Origin of the sequence: Arthrobacter sp. 2MCAF14 (genome assembly GCF_052115645.1) — a bacterium.
Lineage (GTDB): Bacteria > Actinomycetota > Actinomycetes > Actinomycetales > Micrococcaceae > Arthrobacter.
Genome location: NZ_JBFRHB010000033.1, coordinates 38025 through 53252 on the forward strand (window position 1 = coordinate 38025; position 15228 = coordinate 53252).

Sequence of the window (15228 nt, forward strand, 5' to 3'; positions counted from 1 at the left end):
GTCCAGCCGAGACGCAGAAGGCCGGACGGCCCGAGACTGAGCCAAGACCTGAGATCGGGGGGAACTTGGACGGACAGCAGTGGATCTGGGTTGCAGCGGTGCTAATGAGTGCTGCACTGGTAGCCCTTGTTATGGCCTTCGGACGCCGGTGACAATCCCAGGGTGACCGCAAGCGGTGCGCGAAATATCTGCGCGAATGCTTGCCGCCCATGGGAATCCGGGCATAGCCTAGGTGTTCGCATCACATCAGATGCAGGACGCATTGTCGTCTACCTGGGGCTGGGGCCGGAACCTGCGCAACATCGTCGCGTCGGAATCATCCATGCCTGCGCTAGGAGCACCCCTTGAACATCAGGACCATTGCCAGAAACGCCATCGCCGCCGTAACAGCCCTATTGATCATCCTCGGCCTTGCTTTTGCCCCAGCCGCAAACGCGGCGAACTCTTCCGTGAAAGTCCTCGATACCGCAAATACCATCACCGACCCCAGCTGGTTTGTGAAGGCCTATCAGGCCGGATTCCGGCTGTATGTCATGCACTCCACCGCATGGGGAACCTGCAACACTTGGTCCCGGACCCAGACCCAGCTGAAAATGGCCCTCGACGCTGGTCTGAAAATCGCTGTATACACGCGGGACCCCAACTGCTGGCAAGGCGGGATCAACGCGGCCGGACCCTACGCGTCCCAGCTCCAGTTCTTTGCTCTTGACGCCGAAACGGGCGGACCTCAAATTACGCGCGCTATGGTCGACGGGGTTAAGGGCATGGGTGTTCGGCCCGTGATCTACTCAGGGTCCGGGATGTGGCCGCAAATGATGAACAACACCACAGCGTTCTCCGACGTCCCGCTCTGGGACACCGATACCCGCAACATCAACTACAACAGGTGGACGGCCAACTACCGTTCCCCGACGCCGGTCCAATACGGTGGATGGAATACGCCAACCACGATGCGCATCGGCGTCCAGCAGAAATTCAACCAAAGCCTCAACGGGGTCGTAGTTGACCTGGACTCCTTCAACGCAACCTTTCTGAAGTGAATTTCAAAGCACGCTGACCACTGGCGGCCGTGTTCGCGCGCCATCATTTCGCACGCCTTCATTTCGCACGCCTACGCTTCGCACGCCTCACGACGATGAACGGGCCTTGCGCACCGGGGGCTCGCTCAGGATGGACAGGCGGTCGAAGGCGTTGATGCCGATGCACGCCATGCACAAAACGCTCATCTGTTCCTCGTCACGCCAACTTCTTAGCTACGCTTCCAGGCGAAGCACGCTCACTCACAGAGAACAGTCGGCGCACTACTCAATTTGCTCCGCTTTGGTACTCAATTATTCAGATTTGGCACTCAATTCTGCGGAATCCGGACCAAAAGGTGGAAACGGCTGGTTAGGATCAGCACAGGACCGGCGCCGATCCTAATTCAAAGAGGAACAGTGCAACTCATCGCGTCGTCGCAGTTATTCCAGAACATTTGGATCCTACGGCAGGCAAAGCATCGATGGCCCGCGGCGGGTCGTGTTCGCGCGCCTTGGTCAATCGCCGAGTGAAAGTAGGGGTCAATTCATGGCGGCAAACAGAACCTTCATGTTACCGATGTTGGCGGCTCCTGCGTGCTTCGCATTCGCAGCAGTCGGAGGGAGCTTCGCGATAGTCGGCTGGATCGGCGGACTACTGATGCTGGTGGCGGCTATGTTCCTACGAACCCGTGAGTGGAAATCGGAAGAACAGGATGACTGAAATGAAGATCGCGCGTAGCTCTCAAGTTTTTAGTGGCCGCCCCCACCGAGAAGCGTGGCAAGCCCTCCGCGCCCTGAAAAACATCAAAAGATTGCACTAATCCTGGCAGTCAGCGCAGGTTTGGTGTTCGCCGGGCTAGCCCCTGCCAGCGCCGCGGAACCCCCGGTCACATCACCATCCATCTCAGAGTCACCAGCAGGAGCCGCCAGACCGGAGCTGCGAGAACCGGCAGGAAAGTACTACTCCTTCTGCGTCAGTATGGGGGATCCCACAATTGGACCAACAACAACCCGAGCACTTGTCCCGGGTACCTTCATGTCTGCATCGGAGGCAAGCAGGTCGCAAACCTGAACATCGGCGGAAGCACTGCGAGCATCACTTGGACGTGCGCGGTGGGTGTGGGCCTGAACATCGTCACCGTATTTGCCCCAGGTGGAGCGGTGGTTGGCTGGTCTCTCGTCGGCACCCTCTCGGGCATCGGACTCACCCTCGCCACTTGTCGCGGCTGGTAGCCTGCTCCCCTTCAAGCACTCCGTATCCGAAAGGCGGCCCGATGGCCAACAAGATTCCGAATCCTTGGATAAGCGCTTCGTTCTTTGCCTATGCAATCCTTTTCGCGTCTTCGCAACCCTTTGTCTGGTGGCGGGCTGTCGCATCAGTTCTGTTCCTGGGCCTCGGATGCTGGGGACTTTACCTGTGGCGGCACAGTAGGCGGAAGAATTCAAGCACCGAGCCCCCACGAGGCTAAGGGGAATCCTGGGACTTGGCACGCTTCACGACGACGAACGGGCCTTGCGCACCGGGTGCTCGCTCAGGATGGACAAGCGGTTGAAGGCGTTGATGCCGATGCATGCCATGCACAGCACGCTGATCTGCTCCTCGGTGTAGACCTTCCGCGCCCGGGAAAACAGCTCGGGGGTCGGACGGGCGGTGCTCATCCGCGTGATCTGTTCGGCCAGTTCAAGCGCCACCTGTTCGGCCTCGTTGAAGAGCCCCACCTCGCCATGCACGGATACCAGGGAGAGCCGCTGCTCGGTCTCTCCGTAGCCGATGGCGCGGCGGTGATGCAGATCCAGGCAGAAGGCGCAGCCATTGATCTGCGAAGCCCGGTAGTTCAACAACTCCAGGGTGCGGCGCGGGATCCCGGTCCTGTCCGCCTCGGCAGTGACCTGACCCGCGTAGTCGGACAGGGCTTGATAAAGGCCCGGCTGTTGCTTGTCCAGGTAGCCTGCGAGTTTTGGGGTATTTTCACTCATTCGCCGAGCCTATCGGAGAGAGCAACCTCGATGCTGCGCTACTTCACGCAGGCGATGGCACCGCCCTGGAGGGCCCCGGTGGAATCCGCGTAGACGTTGCTTGCAGGTGCTGACGGGGTGGCCGCCGCTGGGGTTGCCGCTTCCGAGGCTGGTGGCGCTTCGGGTGCGGGCGCCGCAGGCGAGGCAGCCGCCGTCGTCGCGGTCGCCGTCGTCGTCGGTGCGGGAGCCGGCGGGACCGGGGTGAGGAGTTCCTTGACGGTGGCCTGCACCTGACTTACGTCCACGGTGTTGATGGACGCGCCATCCGGGGACCAGCCGAAGCCTGTGATCGGCAGTGTGGAGAAGGAGATGTTGCCCCCGGTCAGGGACGTGGCCTGCTGGGCCAGCTGGATCAGGTTCAATTCCGAGTCCACCACGATGTTCTTGCTCACCGCATCCAGGACACCTTGCATTTTCCCGATATCGGTGAAGGTCCCGGCGTCTTTGAGCTGGTGGGAGACCGAGGCGATGAAGGCCTGCTGGCGGCGTTCGCGGTCCAGGTCCGAGAAGAGGTAGGTCGGGTCGGAGGTGTCCCGGCGCTGCCGCACGAAGGCCATGGCCTGCTTGGCATCGATCTGCTGCATGCCCGCTTTGAAGTCGGCCCCGGAGAAGGTGTCCTGGGTTGCCCGGTTGACGCACACGGTGATGGGTGCGATGGCCTGGGCCGTCTGATAGAACGCGGCCATGGTGACTTCGAGGAAGTGATCGATATGAACGCTGCCCAGGAACTTGGTCACGGTTGCTATTTCGGCTTTGCGCCCGGCGTCGCGCGCCGCCTGGTAGGTCGCGTCGTCGTCGGGCTTTCCCGAATTGATCAGGGAGGTCTTCTCGGCCGCGAAACCGTAGCCGTACGCCTCTTTGATTTTCGCTTTGAAGGGGCCGCTCCCGGGTATGCCGTCCACCTGGACGTAGTCATCCCGGGGAATCGAGATTCCCGTGGCTTTGGAACCGTCCGCGGGGATATGGATGAGCATCAGGACGTTGGAGTTGTAGCCGCCGATATTCTCATCCCCCGCGTGCAAGGCGTCATACATCTCGGGAGGAAGAGGCTTGCCCTTCTCATCAACTCTTGTGTCCAGCCCCATGACCAGGATGTTCGTGTCCTGGCTCAGCTTCGGCACCGCCGCGGGCAGCGTTTTCAGGTCCTTCAGGACATCCGAGCGGTGGACGTTGTTGTTCACTGCAACCGCCGTCGCGCCCACATAGGTGACCGCGACGGCGGCCGCCAGGGCGACGGTTGCGGCGACCGCCGTCGCCGAGATCAGGATGACGGACTTGCGCCGGGACTTGGGGCGCATATGGCGAGGACCTTGAGAGCTTGTGTGGTGCCCATCATTCATGAAATTCTCCTGTCCCCGCCGCGGTTGGCGTGGTGGCTGGGTCCGCGGCGCGACCAGCGGGTAAGCAGATTGTAATCGGCCATCCGCGTAATGGCCTTGATGACGCGGAAACCATCAGGCGCCAAGAGCTAGCTGGACCACCCGGACGATAACCAGGATCATCGCGACCAGCAGGTACGTGCGCAGAACCGTCAGGCCGATCCGGTGCCCGGTGGACAATTTGGGGGCGGTGAGCAGGGCGATCGGGGGCATGCGCCAGGTTGGCCGCTGTGACCGGTCGACTTCATCGGGGCTCGGCGCTGCGGGATGGATTCCGCGGTAGACCAGGAACACAACCCCGGCGACGGCGGAGAGAGCTGCACCTCCGATGAGGATGCCCAGGATGGCCTCGGAGCCCATGTCCGGGAACAACACCCCGGCGGTCAGCACCAAGGAAAGGATGACCAGGACCGCGATCACAGCCGAGGTGAAGAAGTTCATGAACCGACCGTTCACCCAAGGTCCCAGCACTTGCTTGTCATTGCAGAGCAGCAGCAAAAACACGGTGGCCGAGGGAAGCAGGACCCCGGCCAGCACCTGGACCCCGACCGTGAGCAAACCCAAAGGGCTGCCCGGGATCAGGACCACAATGGCCGAGAGGAGCAGGACTCCGGCGAACACGGCGTAGAAGCCTTTGGCGTCGGACAGTTTCCGGTGCAGGGAGTGCTTGAGCCCCAAGACGTCACCGAGCGCATAAGAGGTCGAAAGCCCGACGGCGGCGGCCCCGATGATCGAGGCGTCGATCAGTGCCAGGGCGAACAAGACACCAGCAACCTTTCCGACGTGCTGTTCGAGACCGACGGCGACACCGCCGGCGTCGGTGAAGTTGCCGAACTCCGGGGTGCCGGCAAAGGTCGCCGCCGTGAAGGAAATGATCGCGGCGGCCCCCACGATGACGATGGTGATCCCCAGCCAGAGATCGGCCTTCTCGTACTTCAGGAACCGTGGGGTGATGCGCTTGTCGATGATGTACGACTGCTGGAAGAAGAGCTGCCACGGCGCCACGGTGGTTCCGACGATCCCGATGATCAGCAACGTCACCGTGGACAGGTCCGCGCCTTGGGGCATGCCGGGTACAACGAAGTCGTGGGCGACTTGTCCGACGTCGGGATGGACCATGAAGATGATCGGCACCAGCAGCAGGGACCCGGCTACCAGGGTCAGGCAGACGCGCTCGAAACGCTTGAAGGAACCGGTGCTCGCGGCGCCCACGATCACCGCGGTGGCAAGGAGGATTCCCGGGATCTTGGGGATGCCCAGGTAGTCCAGGCCCAGGCTGATGCCGATGAACTCGGTGACGATGGTCAAGGCGTTGAGAATGAACAGATCGATGACGCTGAACGCGCCCCAGAACTTGCCGAAGCGCTCGAGGATCAGGCGGGCATGTCCCACGCCGGAGACAACCCCCAGGCGCAGCACCATTTCCTGGTTCACGTACAGCACGGGAACCAGCAGCAGCAGAGTCCAGAGGAGCGACGTGCCATAGTTCTGTCCGGCCTCGGTGTAGGTGCCGAAAGCGCCAGCGTCGTTGTCGCCGACCATGACGATCAACCCGGGTCCGATGATCGCCAGCAGGGTCTTCAGGCGTGCTTTGATGCCCGTGCGCGGCTTTTCGTCATTGATGCGGATGGTGCCGAAGGCACCCTTGATGTCGCCGACGTGGGCCGTGTCGAGGGCTGCGGAGGGCGCTAGCAGGGTCTTGGTTTCGGTCATGATGTACCGGCCTTCTGCCCGGAAACGGGCACAAAAAAGTCATGGATAAGCCTCACCGGGGCACGTGGCATGGGCGGGCGTTTTTGCGTAAGGGTGGGCACGTACGTGCCGCTTGGATCAGGCTCCGGCGTGATCAGGCTCCGGCGTGCCGGACCGAATCAGCGCAGAGTGTCAGGAGGCTGAAGCGGAGTCCGAAAAACGGGACGGGAGACTGGGTTTATGACCATCGTTCATGATGGAACCGTCACCTCCTGCTGCTGTTGGACGTGCCGCGGGGAGGGCGGGCATTGAGGCCCGCACATGCCCCTCCTCGTAAGACCTTTGGCACTTCGCGGCGTGAACCCGGACTGTGTCCAGGAGCCAATCGGGACCACCCCTTAATGCCGGGGCGGCCTGTCCTGACCCGGGGCGTCTCTCGACGTTGGGGGTCGCTGGCATGTTTCCGCGAAGGAGCCTCAGCTAACGAACGGCACCTTGCTCAATATATATACCTCATTTTATCCGTATGAAACAATATAAGCATGGATGCAGATAACGCTGTGTGCGGCCGGGAGCCGGACAGCCAGTACGTCGAACTAGCCGTCGAGGTGTTTGCGATGCTCGCCGACGCCACCCGGGTCCGCATCATTCTTGCACTGCGCGACGGCGAATTGCCCGTCAACCAGCTGGCGGATCTGGTCCATAAATCCCAGGCAGCAGTCTCCCAACATCTGGCCAATTTGCGCCTCGGCCGCGTAGTTACCACGAGGCAAGCCGGAACCCGCGTGTACTACCGCCTCGCGAACGAGCACGTCCGCCAACTCGTTACCGATGCCATATTCCAGGCCGAACACTCCCTTGACGGAACCCCGCGCCACCACCACGCCGACATCACAGACTAGGTGTGAGCCGGGCGGCCGCATGTGCGAGCTTCACCGGCGTCGTGATTTAGCCCTTCCTCCCCGGCTAGCGGCGCTTGAGCATCACCGCGATCGCGGTCCCGATGCACACTGCGACGGCGAGGACCCCAGGGCCGGTCACGGCCTGACCACGCCATCCCTCCCATGGTGCGGCAGTCGGCAAAAGCAGCACCGCAGCGATCGCGGCCAGCACGAGCACCGCAATGTTGACCGCAAGGCGCATCCGGCGTCCCAATGGCTCCGGTTTCCCGCGCTTCTGCGGGTCGGTGCGGCGCCGCCAGTCCTCGGCGATTAGCTGCGGTACCCGCCTCACGTATGCGAAGACGTGCACAGCGAGGGTGGCGAGCCAGATGAGGAAGCTGACAACGTGCACCCGGATGAGGATCTCGGGGGCAGGCCCGGTGATGGCCAAGGCGATGCCGCTGCCGATGAGCACGAGCGTCGAGACCACGAGCAGCGGAGCGATCATTCGCAGTAGCAGCCGGGGCGGACCCTTGCGGCGGTAGGCGGGATCCCGTGAGTAGTAGCGAATGAATCGCCACCCTGTACTGGCCGTCTTGGCCACCACCGGCCCGGCCAGGAGCACGCCAACGAAAAAGTGCGCCACGATCAGGTTGCCCAGGGTCGGAACAGTGGCGATCTCGGCCACCGACAGCACCAGCACTACGGCACCTGTCAGTGCGGTCAGGCGCTCGTTGCCGACGACGCCGGAGCGGACATTGCGTGCTCTTTCTGTCACGCTTTAACGTCCTGTCGCGGGAACACGACGGCGCTCACTACAACGAAGCCGACAATCCACAGGAGCGCTGCTCCCAGGGCCGCCGGATAACCTTGGAGAGGCGTCGGACCCACGAGGGGCACGGTGGTCCCCACGATGGTGTTGAACACCCGGCCAGGGAACCACTGGCTGACCTGCGGCAAAACCACCGCGATGATGCCTTCGACCACCAGGATGTAGGCCAGGGCGATCCCGACGCTGGCCGCGACCGAACGGGTGAGCACGGCGATGACCATGCCCAGTGCGCTCACCCCGATGAGGCAAAGTACCTCATTGCCCAGGAAGGCCAAAAAGACCTGCAGCCCCTCCGGAGACGTCCAGGCATCCGTCCGAATCCCCTGTCCTTGGGCAACGACAAGGATGAATGTGCCGCTGATGAGCAGCGTGAGCAGCATCGAGAGCAGCACAAAAAGTACCAGCGCCAGCATTTTGCCCGCCAACCACCGCAGGCGGCGCGGCTCACAGACCAACAGGTTGCGCAGCGTCCCTTGGGACCATTCCGCGGCGAGATTGGCTGTCACCATCACCAGCGCGATGGCAATGATCACGGAGCGGGCCTGGCCAATGATCGAGACCAATCCCTGAGGTGTGGGGAACGCTGCAATCAGGCCGGTCATCTCACGGCCGGTGGCTCCGGATGCGATCTGGTGGAACGTCAGATAAGCGATAAAGGTGCTCACCACCAGCATCGCCCCCGCGACCGCCAAAACACTCCAGCGCCGGAACTTGAGCAATTCGCTGCGAAACGCACGGATCACGGAAATCATGAGCGGTCTCCTTTCAGCAAAGCCAGGAACAGCTGCTCGAGGCTGGCTTCCCTTACCCGGATGGTCAGGTCCGGCGCGCCGGCCTCCCTGGCCTGCCGGTTCAAGGTCTCGTCAAAACCGGCAGGACAGGCGATGCGCAAGAGCTGATCCTCCCTCGTGACCGCATAGCCGGCCTCGCCCGCGATCCTGGCCGCCAGATCCAACTGGACTCTGTCCTGCGCTTCGACCACTACCTCGACGCGTTGGGCCAACAGCTCCCGGGCCGGCCCGCAGAACAGGGCCTTCCCCTGATTGAGCATGATCAGCCAGTCGGTGAGCTGTTCCAACTCGCCGAGCAAGTGGCTGCTGAGCAGGATGGTTTTCCCCTCGCCGGCCAAACGGCGCAGCATCTCGCGCATCTCGATGATGCCCAGGGGATCAAGGCCATTGGCTGGCTCGTCGAGAATGAGCAGTTCCGGATCGGGCAGCAGGGCCATCGCCACCCCAAGTCGCTGCTTCATGCCCAGCGAATAGGTTCCGACGCGATCACGCGCCCGATCGGAGAGTCCCACCACTTCCAGCAGTTCGCTCACGCGGGAACGGGGATGGCCACCAAGGCGGGCGAGCACCTCCAGATTGGTCCGGCCGGAAAGGCCCGGATAGAACGCCGGCGCTTCGACGAGCGCCCCGACGCGCGGCAGATAGCGCTCGAATTCAGTGAGAGAGTGGCCCAGAACATTAGCGCTCCCCGCATCCGGTCGCACCAGCCCTAGGAGCAGGCGAAGGGTGGTCGTCTTGCCTGCCCCATTGGGACCGATAAAGCCCGCGATGGCTCCCGCAGGCACGCGCATGGTCAGGCCGTCGACGGCGGTATGCCTGCCAAAGTGCTTGCTCAGGCCATGCGTTTCAATTGCGAGAACTCCTTTGGGATCAGGCATGGTCTACGTCCGTGCGGTTCATGAAAATAATTCCTTTCCGGGAATGGACGTTCCCGCGCAGTGAGGTCCCGCAGTGTCCACATAAGAAAGAATGTATCTTGAGGTAGCGGAGGGAAGTGTGATGGAAACGAAACCGGCTGAAACAACCCTGCTCGACCGGACATTTCGCGTGAGCCTCATCCTGAAGGGCCTGGACGGCGTCCTGGAACTGATCGGCGGAATCCTCCTCTTAGTGGTCACGCCGAAACAAATCGGAGATCTGGTCCGGTTCCTCACCCAGCACGAACTCGCCCAGGATCCGCACGACTTCCTGGCGAACAGCTTGGTGCACCTGAGCTCCAACCTCTCAGGTTCAGCCACGCTGTTCGGCGCGATCTACCTACTGCTCCACGGGCTGGTCAAAATCGTCCTGGTCTGGGCCGTCCTGAAGGACAAGCTCTGGGCCTACCCGTGGATGATCGCGTTCCTGCTGGTCTTCATCCTGTACCAGGGCTACAGGATCGCCGTGGCCTTCTCCTGGGGCCTTGTCCTCCTGACGGCCTTCGACATCTTCATCGTCTGGATCACCGCACGCGAATACCGACTCCACCGGGCGCGAAATCAACAGCACTCCCCTACGTCCCAGCCAGCCGAGTAAGGGACCTGCCCGGCCGTGGCGATCGACAGCGGGACGTGTGAGTTGATCGGCGCGGTGGTACTAATATGGACCTGGATCGGCCAGTCGTTAGGGGTTCTTCTGTCCTTTCCGTTGTCGAAAGTTGGCGGAATGGGTTCTTGCCGCGCACCCTCTCCGTGCGCAATAGCGGCGGGACTGGTTTTTCGTGGAATCGAAAAATACCCTCATGCAGGCTCTCGCTCCACAAGTCTTGATGCAGGTGAGCGGAGCATCAAGGACCATCACCATGAGGGCCGAAACGATCGCAGCTACTAAGATGGAGAAGGCATTCTTCGCGGGAGCTTCCAAGCCTCGTTCCCATACTCCGTTTGCATTTCGGCTGATCCTGATGGAAAGCCTCATTTCGGCGGATATTAAATTGAGGGTCTGAACCAACTCATCGAGACCATCGTGGAAACTGGCAAGTATCGTCTCGCAGAGCAGAATCAGACGCCGGTTCTCTCGCAAGCTCAGCGGTTCAACGGTGGTACCTGCCAGGACACTTGAGCACGCAGCGGAAATTTCCTCGTTTGACGGGTCGTTCCTGCACTCATGAGCTGCGTTAAGAATCTCTATGGCGTGCTCTATATCAAGGTATTTACCCGCGCCACCACTGAGTGCCGCCGCTAGACGTTGGCGAGCCGTTGACTTGCCAGATCACTAATGGCTCGGACTGCCTGGGCGATCTCAGCTTCGGTGTTGTAGTAGTGCGGGGAGAGGCGGACAAGGGGGTGAACTCCCCGGTCTTCGGTGTCGAACTGCGTCTGCTCCGGAACCGTGGTGGAGACGTTGATGCCTTGTTTCCCCAACATCGCGGCCGCAACATCTGTTGGAATGCTGTCGAACTTTGCAGTGACGATGGCGCCTTTTCTGGCACCCAGATCGAACGTGGTCACTCCCGGGATTGCGTCAAGCTGGCTGCGCAGAGATGCGCCCAGCTCAACGCATCGGTGGGCAATGGTTTCCATGCCGATGTCCAGCGCCTGACGAACCGCGGCGCTGAGTCCGAGGATGTTGGAGTAGCTGTATTCCCAGGTCTCGAAGCGGGTCGCTCCGGGCTGCCATTCAAAGCCGCGGTCTCCATTCCATGTCGCGGACGCGATTTCGGCCACGAACGGCTCAAGATGTTCCAGAGCACTTGTCCTGACCCACAGGAACCCTATGCCCCGGGGTCCCCGGAGGAATTTGCGACCCGTTGCTGTGAGCATGTCGCATCCCAGTGCTTCGACGTCAACGGGAATTTGGCCGACGGATTGGGTTGCGTCCAACAGGAACGGAACTCCGGCTTTTCGGGCGATCTGCCCGATTTCTGCGGCCGGATTGATGAGGCCACCGCTCGTCGGTATGTGGCTCACTCCAATGAGTTTTGTCCGGTTGTCGATGAGGTTTTCCATGGCGCGGAGGTCGAGTTGGCCGTGTTCGTCGTTAGGGACGATGACGATTTCCGCGCCGGTCCGTTGGGCTATTTGGAGATAGGCCAGAACATTGCTCCCGTATTCCGCCCGACCGGTGAGAATCCTGTCGCCTTTTTTGAAGGACATGGAGTAGAAGGCGGCATTCCAAGCGTGTGTTGAATTATCGAATAGCGCGATTTCGCTGGCTTGTCCGTTGATCAGTTCCGCGATGTTCGCGTAAGTCTGGGCGATCCTCCCTTGTTCGCTGGCTGCAGCCTCGTATCCGCCGATGCTCGCCTCCAGTTCCAGGTGGCCGGTCATGGTGGTCAGTGTTTCACGCGAGAGGAGTCCTGCGCCGGCGTTGTTCAGGTGGATGCGGTTTTCGCATCCGGGTCTTGCTGCTCGGATCGCCTGGATATCAAACATGTGGGTCATTCCTTAGATGGTTCGTATTCTGGTGCTGGGCAGTGGGATTGCAGGGTGCGGTCTGCGGACTTCGACAACGATTTCCACTTCGACCGGCGAACCGAGCGGCAGTTCGGCTACGCCGACCGCGGAGCGTGCATGGACGCCTTGGTCTCCGAAAATCAGTGCCAAGACGTCGCTGGCCCCGTTAATTACTGCCGGCTGTCCAGTGAAGCCCGGTGCGGAGGCTACGAAGCCGACTACCTTGACGACACGGACGATTGAATCGAGATCAACCAGGTCCGCGACAGCTGCCATGGCGTTGAGTGCGCAGGTGCGGGCGAGCTCGTAGCCAAGGTCTGCGCTGATCCCGTCTGCCAGCTTCCCGGTCGATTCCAGCTTGCCGTCCACAAGAGGGAGTTGGCCGGAAGTGAATACAAGGTTCCCTGTTCTTACCGCAGGGGCATAGCTGCCTAGCGGGGTACCGACGCGGGGCAGTTGAATGTTGAGACCCTTAAGGCGTCCCCGTACCGTACCTTCGAGTGCGTTCGTGCTCAATGTGTTTTCCTCCATTTTTTGAGTAGTGAGGCACAGGGTTTCCAGTGTGTTTGCCGGCGGGTTCTGCGCCGGTGGGTTCCTGTCAGCGGCAGAAATCCCGCACGGTTTCGGTCAAGATGCGGGTGACGTCCCACAGGGAATCCAAAGAGGCCCACTCGGTGGGGGCATGGGCACCCCCGCCATCCACACCGAAAAGCAGGCACGGGATGCCCCTTTCGGAGAGGAGGGCGCAGTCCGTCCAGAACGGTTCCCCCCTCAGGGAGGCAGATCTGCCCAGAACGCGTTCCGCTGCGTTCAGGGTTGCCTGGACGATGGGCTGGTCCAGTTGCGTTTCAAAGGTGTTTCCCGACTGAACCCGCCGCAATCCGTAGCTGAAGTCTGGATCTTCCTCGGCGACTTCAGCAAGGATTGTGCGGAGTTCCGCCTCGGCCGTCTCGGGGGTTTCCCCTGGCACCGTCCTGCGTTCTAGCGAGACGGTGCAGCGGGCCGGGTAGCTGGAGAGTTCTTCGCCACCGCTGATCAAGGAGGCATGGATGCTTCCGTTGCCCAGCATCGGGTGGCCGTATCCCGCAGCGAGTTGCTTTGACAGGCGATCCAGCCCGACAAGGAATCGGCCCGTCTTGGCGATCGCATCAACTCCTAGATCAGGTCGTGATCCATGCGATGCTTTTCCTTCCACGGTGACCTCGAACCAGACAAAGCCCTTGTGGGCGATCGTGACTTCCAAGTAACTGGGCTCTGAGACGATCGCGGCGTCAGCGCTGAATTGCCTTAGGACTTCCTTGGTGCCAGCGCTTGCGTACTCTTCGTCCGCAACCAGCGCCAGAATGATGTCTCCTCGGTGGCTGTCGTTTGCAACCGTGGCGGCTGCAACCATCATCGCGGCGAGTCCCGATTTCATGTCGAACGCTCCGCGCCCGTATATGTTCCCGTCTTTGACGACGGGGAGGAGTGGGTCTCCCTCGTAGCCGTTGAGTGCGACCGTGTCGAGGTGGCCGTTCAACATCAGGCTGCGTCCGCCTCCAGTTCCTCTTGCGATAGCGACGATCGATGGACGCCCTGGTCTGGTTTCCAGCCGGTGGATGTCGAATCCTCTCCGATCAAGCCATCGGCTGACATAGTCGGCGATTTCCGTTTCCCCCGGAGATCCCGGCACCAGGTCCGGGTTGGAGGAGTCGATAGCGATCAGATCGGACAGCAAGGTCACTACGGATTCCATGGTGTCGTGGTCGTTTGCCTGCGTCATTTAGTGGGTCTCCGGCTTATCTGACTGAGGCCAAGAAGGCTTTGGTACGTTCATGGGCGGGTGAGGTGATCACTTGGCGGGCCGGCCCGATTTCGACGATCTGCCCGCCGTTGAAAAAAGCGACCCGGTCGGCCACATCTTTGGCAAATCCCATTTCATGGGTAACGACAATCATTGTCATGCCGCTCCTTGCCAGTTCGCGCATCACGTTCAGCACGTCGCCGACCAGCTCCGGATCCAGCGCCGAGGTAGGTTCGTCAAAGAGCATGAGTTTTGGGCGCATGCATAGTGCCCTGGCTATTGCCACGCGTTGCTGTTGTCCTCCCGAGAGGTGACGAGGATACGCGTTCGTCTTGTCGGACAGCCCGACCTGTTCGAGCAGGCTTGCGGCCCTTTTGACCGCTACGGCTTTGGATTCCTTCAGGACCCTCGTAGGTGCCTCGATGAGGTTTTCCATCACGGTCATATGCGGAAAGAGGTTGAAGTGCTGGAAAACCATGCCGATCTCGGCACGGCGACGGCAGATGTCCGGGTCGGCGAGTTCATGGAGCCTGCCGTTCCGTTGCTCGTAACCGACAACTTCGCCATCGACCCAGAGCCTGCCGGCATCGACCGTTTCAAGATGGTTTATGCATCTCAGGAAGGTGCTCTTGCCTGATCCTGAGGGACCGATCAGGCACAACACTTCACCGGCTTGGACTTCGAGGTCGACGCCTTTCAGGACTTCGATCCGGCCGTACGACTTATGTATTTTCTCTGCCCTGAGCATCGGGCGGCTGGGGCTGGATGGCGTTGCATTCATTTTTTCTTCCTGTCCGTCGCCGGTGCCATCGGCTTCGCGTGGGTGCGGAAAAAGTGGCGGATTTGTTGCAGAGGGGTCATTGGCATGTTCTTTGTGCCGCGCGCGAAGTGGCGTTCGATGTAGAACTGGCCTGTGGACAGGATCGTTGTCGCAAGGAGATACCAGATGCTGGCGACGATCAGCAGCGGAATGGTCTGGAAATTCCTCGAGTAAATGATCTGGGACGAGTAGAGAAGATCGGGAACTGCGATGACGCTTACAAGCGACTGGTCTTCAGCAGCCCGATAAATTCGTTTCCGGTGGGAGGGATGATCACGCGCATCGCCTGGGGGAGGATCACGCGGTACATGGTTTGGAATTTCGTCATCCCCAAGGCGGCGCCGGCTTCGTTTTGTCCACCGTCGACGGCGATTATTCCGGCCCTGACGATTTCAGCCATGTAGGCGGCCTCATTTAGGCCGAGCCCAAGGATCGCCGCGGCGAAGGGAGTGATGAGGGCGTTTGCGTCGAGGGAAACGCCGGGGATTCCGAATGAGTTGATCGGCCGCCTACCGGCCGCGCCACGGATGGAGGAAAATTCTATGGTCGCCCGGTGACCCCGCGTTGACTTGGTGCGGTTGGAGCCCGCAAATGAGTTTGGAGACCGGAGGCCGCCGACAGGAACTACTGATTGTTGCTTC

Annotated in this window: 15 protein-coding genes and 1 riboswitch; of the genes, 3 read left to right on the plus strand and 12 right to left on the minus strand. The window is 61.0% G+C overall.

Annotated elements, in window-relative coordinates; translation table 11 throughout:
- The first annotated feature begins 344 nt into the window (after positions 1-344).
- Positions 345-1040: a hypothetical protein gene (locus tag AB4074_RS19520; RefSeq protein WP_441414863.1), complete on the plus strand. Its 696-nt coding sequence runs from the start codon at positions 345-347 to the stop codon at positions 1038-1040.
- 1473 nt (positions 1041-2513) lie between these two features.
- On the opposite strand, the gene AB4074_RS19525 is transcribed toward AB4074_RS19520, so the two are convergent.
- The 3 genes from AB4074_RS19525 to AB4074_RS19535 form a co-directional block, all read right to left on the minus strand.
- On the minus strand, positions 2514-2996 hold the full coding sequence (locus tag AB4074_RS19525; RefSeq protein ID WP_441414864.1) for a carboxymuconolactone decarboxylase family protein: 483 nt from the start codon (positions 2994-2996) through the stop codon (positions 2514-2516).
- 38 nt (positions 2997-3034) lie between these two features.
- Positions 3035-4333 carry an LCP family protein gene (locus tag AB4074_RS19530; RefSeq protein WP_441414865.1) on the minus strand — a complete coding sequence of 433 codons (1299 nt, stop codon included), beginning with the start codon at positions 4331-4333 and terminating at the stop codon, positions 3035-3037.
- A gap of 156 nt (positions 4334-4489) precedes the next feature.
- The gene (locus AB4074_RS19535; RefSeq protein ID WP_441414866.1) at positions 4490-6127 is read right to left on the minus strand and encodes an NRAMP family divalent metal transporter; all 1638 of its coding nucleotides are present in this window, start codon (positions 6125-6127) and stop codon (positions 4490-4492) included.
- Between the two features lie 299 nt (positions 6128-6426).
- Positions 6427-6601: riboswitch (M-box (ykoK) riboswitch) on the minus strand.
- 47 nt (positions 6602-6648) lie between these two features.
- On the opposite strand from AB4074_RS19535, the gene AB4074_RS19540 reads away from it, so the two are divergent.
- Entirely contained in the window at positions 6649-7008 is a 360-nt protein-coding gene (locus AB4074_RS19540; protein WP_441414867.1) for an ArsR/SmtB family transcription factor, read from the plus strand.
- Between the two features lie 64 nt (positions 7009-7072).
- Here AB4074_RS19540 and AB4074_RS19545 read toward each other — a convergent pair whose 3' ends face one another.
- The 3 genes from AB4074_RS19545 to AB4074_RS19555 are packed head-to-tail and all read right to left on the minus strand — an operon-like array spanning position 7073 to position 9488.
- On the minus strand, positions 7073-7765 hold the full coding sequence (locus AB4074_RS19545; protein WP_441414868.1) for a hypothetical protein: 693 nt from the start codon (positions 7763-7765) through the stop codon (positions 7073-7075).
- The gene (locus AB4074_RS19550; protein ID WP_441414869.1) at positions 7762-8571 is read right to left on the minus strand and encodes an ABC transporter permease; all 810 of its coding nucleotides are present in this window, start codon (positions 8569-8571) and stop codon (positions 7762-7764) included. The genes AB4074_RS19545 and AB4074_RS19550 overlap by 4 nt, the downstream gene beginning before the upstream one ends.
- Entirely contained in the window at positions 8568-9488 is a 921-nt protein-coding gene (locus AB4074_RS19555; RefSeq protein ID WP_441414870.1) for an ABC transporter ATP-binding protein, read from the minus strand. The genes AB4074_RS19550 and AB4074_RS19555 overlap by 4 nt, the downstream gene beginning before the upstream one ends.
- A gap of 121 nt (positions 9489-9609) precedes the next feature.
- Between AB4074_RS19555 and AB4074_RS19560 the strand changes: the two genes are divergently transcribed.
- Positions 9610-10125: a DUF2127 domain-containing protein gene (locus tag AB4074_RS19560; protein WP_441414871.1), complete on the plus strand. Its 516-nt coding sequence runs from the start codon at positions 9610-9612 to the stop codon at positions 10123-10125.
- 87 nt (positions 10126-10212) lie between these two features.
- Here the strand turns inward: AB4074_RS19560 and AB4074_RS19565 are convergent, their stop codons facing one another.
- The 6 genes from AB4074_RS19565 to AB4074_RS19590 all read right to left on the minus strand — a co-directional run.
- Complete coding sequence (locus tag AB4074_RS19565) at positions 10213-10506, minus strand: CGNR zinc finger domain-containing protein (RefSeq protein WP_441414879.1); 294 nt, start codon at positions 10504-10506, stop codon at positions 10213-10215.
- A 263-nt stretch (positions 10507-10769) separates the two neighbouring features.
- Positions 10770-11963 carry an aminotransferase class V-fold PLP-dependent enzyme gene (locus AB4074_RS19570; protein WP_441414872.1) on the minus strand — a complete coding sequence of 398 codons (1194 nt, stop codon included), beginning with the start codon at positions 11961-11963 and terminating at the stop codon, positions 10770-10772.
- A 12-nt stretch (positions 11964-11975) separates the two neighbouring features.
- A complete protein-coding gene (locus tag AB4074_RS19575; protein ID WP_441414873.1) occupies positions 11976-12515 on the minus strand; it encodes a RidA family protein in 540 nt (179 codons plus the stop codon).
- Positions 12516-12582: 67 nt separating this feature from the next.
- A complete protein-coding gene (locus AB4074_RS19580) occupies positions 12583-13746 on the minus strand; it encodes an ArgE/DapE family deacylase (protein ID WP_441414874.1) in 1164 nt (387 codons plus the stop codon).
- Between the two features lie 16 nt (positions 13747-13762).
- The gene (locus AB4074_RS19585; RefSeq protein ID WP_441414875.1) at positions 13763-14548 is read right to left on the minus strand and encodes an amino acid ABC transporter ATP-binding protein; all 786 of its coding nucleotides are present in this window, start codon (positions 14546-14548) and stop codon (positions 13763-13765) included.
- Between the two features lie 256 nt (positions 14549-14804).
- Positions 14805-15228, minus strand: a 424-nt coding sequence (locus AB4074_RS19590) for an ABC transporter permease subunit (protein ID WP_441414876.1), incomplete at its 5' end; no start/stop codon positions are given.

What these genes read in the sequence shown, in the direction of transcription:
- AB4074_RS19525 (WP_441414864.1), bottom strand. Translation starts at nt 2,996, where the DNA reads ATGAGTGAAAATACCCCAAAACTCGCAGGCTACCTGGACAAGCAACAG.
- AB4074_RS19530 (WP_441414865.1), bottom strand. Translation starts at nt 4,333, where the DNA reads ATGCGCCCCAAGTCCCGGCGCAAGTCCGTCATCCTGATCTCGGCGACG.
- AB4074_RS19535 (WP_441414866.1), bottom strand. Translation starts at nt 6,127, where the DNA reads ATGACCGAAACCAAGACCCTGCTAGCGCCCTCCGCAGCCCTCGACACG.
- AB4074_RS19540 (WP_441414867.1), top strand. Translation starts at nt 6,649, where the DNA reads ATGGATGCAGATAACGCTGTGTGCGGCCGGGAGCCGGACAGCCAGTAC.
- AB4074_RS19550 (WP_441414869.1), bottom strand. Translation starts at nt 8,571, where the DNA reads ATGATTTCCGTGATCCGTGCGTTTCGCAGCGAATTGCTCAAGTTCCGG.
- AB4074_RS19555 (WP_441414870.1), bottom strand. Translation starts at nt 9,488, where the DNA reads ATGCCTGATCCCAAAGGAGTTCTCGCAATTGAAACGCATGGCCTGAGC.
- AB4074_RS19560 (WP_441414871.1), top strand. Translation starts at nt 9,610, where the DNA reads ATGGAAACGAAACCGGCTGAAACAACCCTGCTCGACCGGACATTTCGC.
- AB4074_RS19565 (WP_441414879.1), bottom strand. Translation starts at nt 10,506, where the DNA reads ATGAGGCTTTCCATCAGGATCAGCCGAAATGCAAACGGAGTATGGGAA.
- AB4074_RS19570 (WP_441414872.1), bottom strand. Translation starts at nt 11,963, where the DNA reads ATGTTTGATATCCAGGCGATCCGAGCAGCAAGACCCGGATGCGAAAAC.
- AB4074_RS19575 (WP_441414873.1), bottom strand. Translation starts at nt 12,515, where the DNA reads ATGGAGGAAAACACATTGAGCACGAACGCACTCGAAGGTACGGTACGG.
- AB4074_RS19580 (WP_441414874.1), bottom strand. Translation starts at nt 13,746, where the DNA reads ATGACGCAGGCAAACGACCACGACACCATGGAATCCGTAGTGACCTTG.
- AB4074_RS19585 (WP_441414875.1), bottom strand. Translation starts at nt 14,548, where the DNA reads ATGAATGCAACGCCATCCAGCCCCAGCCGCCCGATGCTCAGGGCAGAG.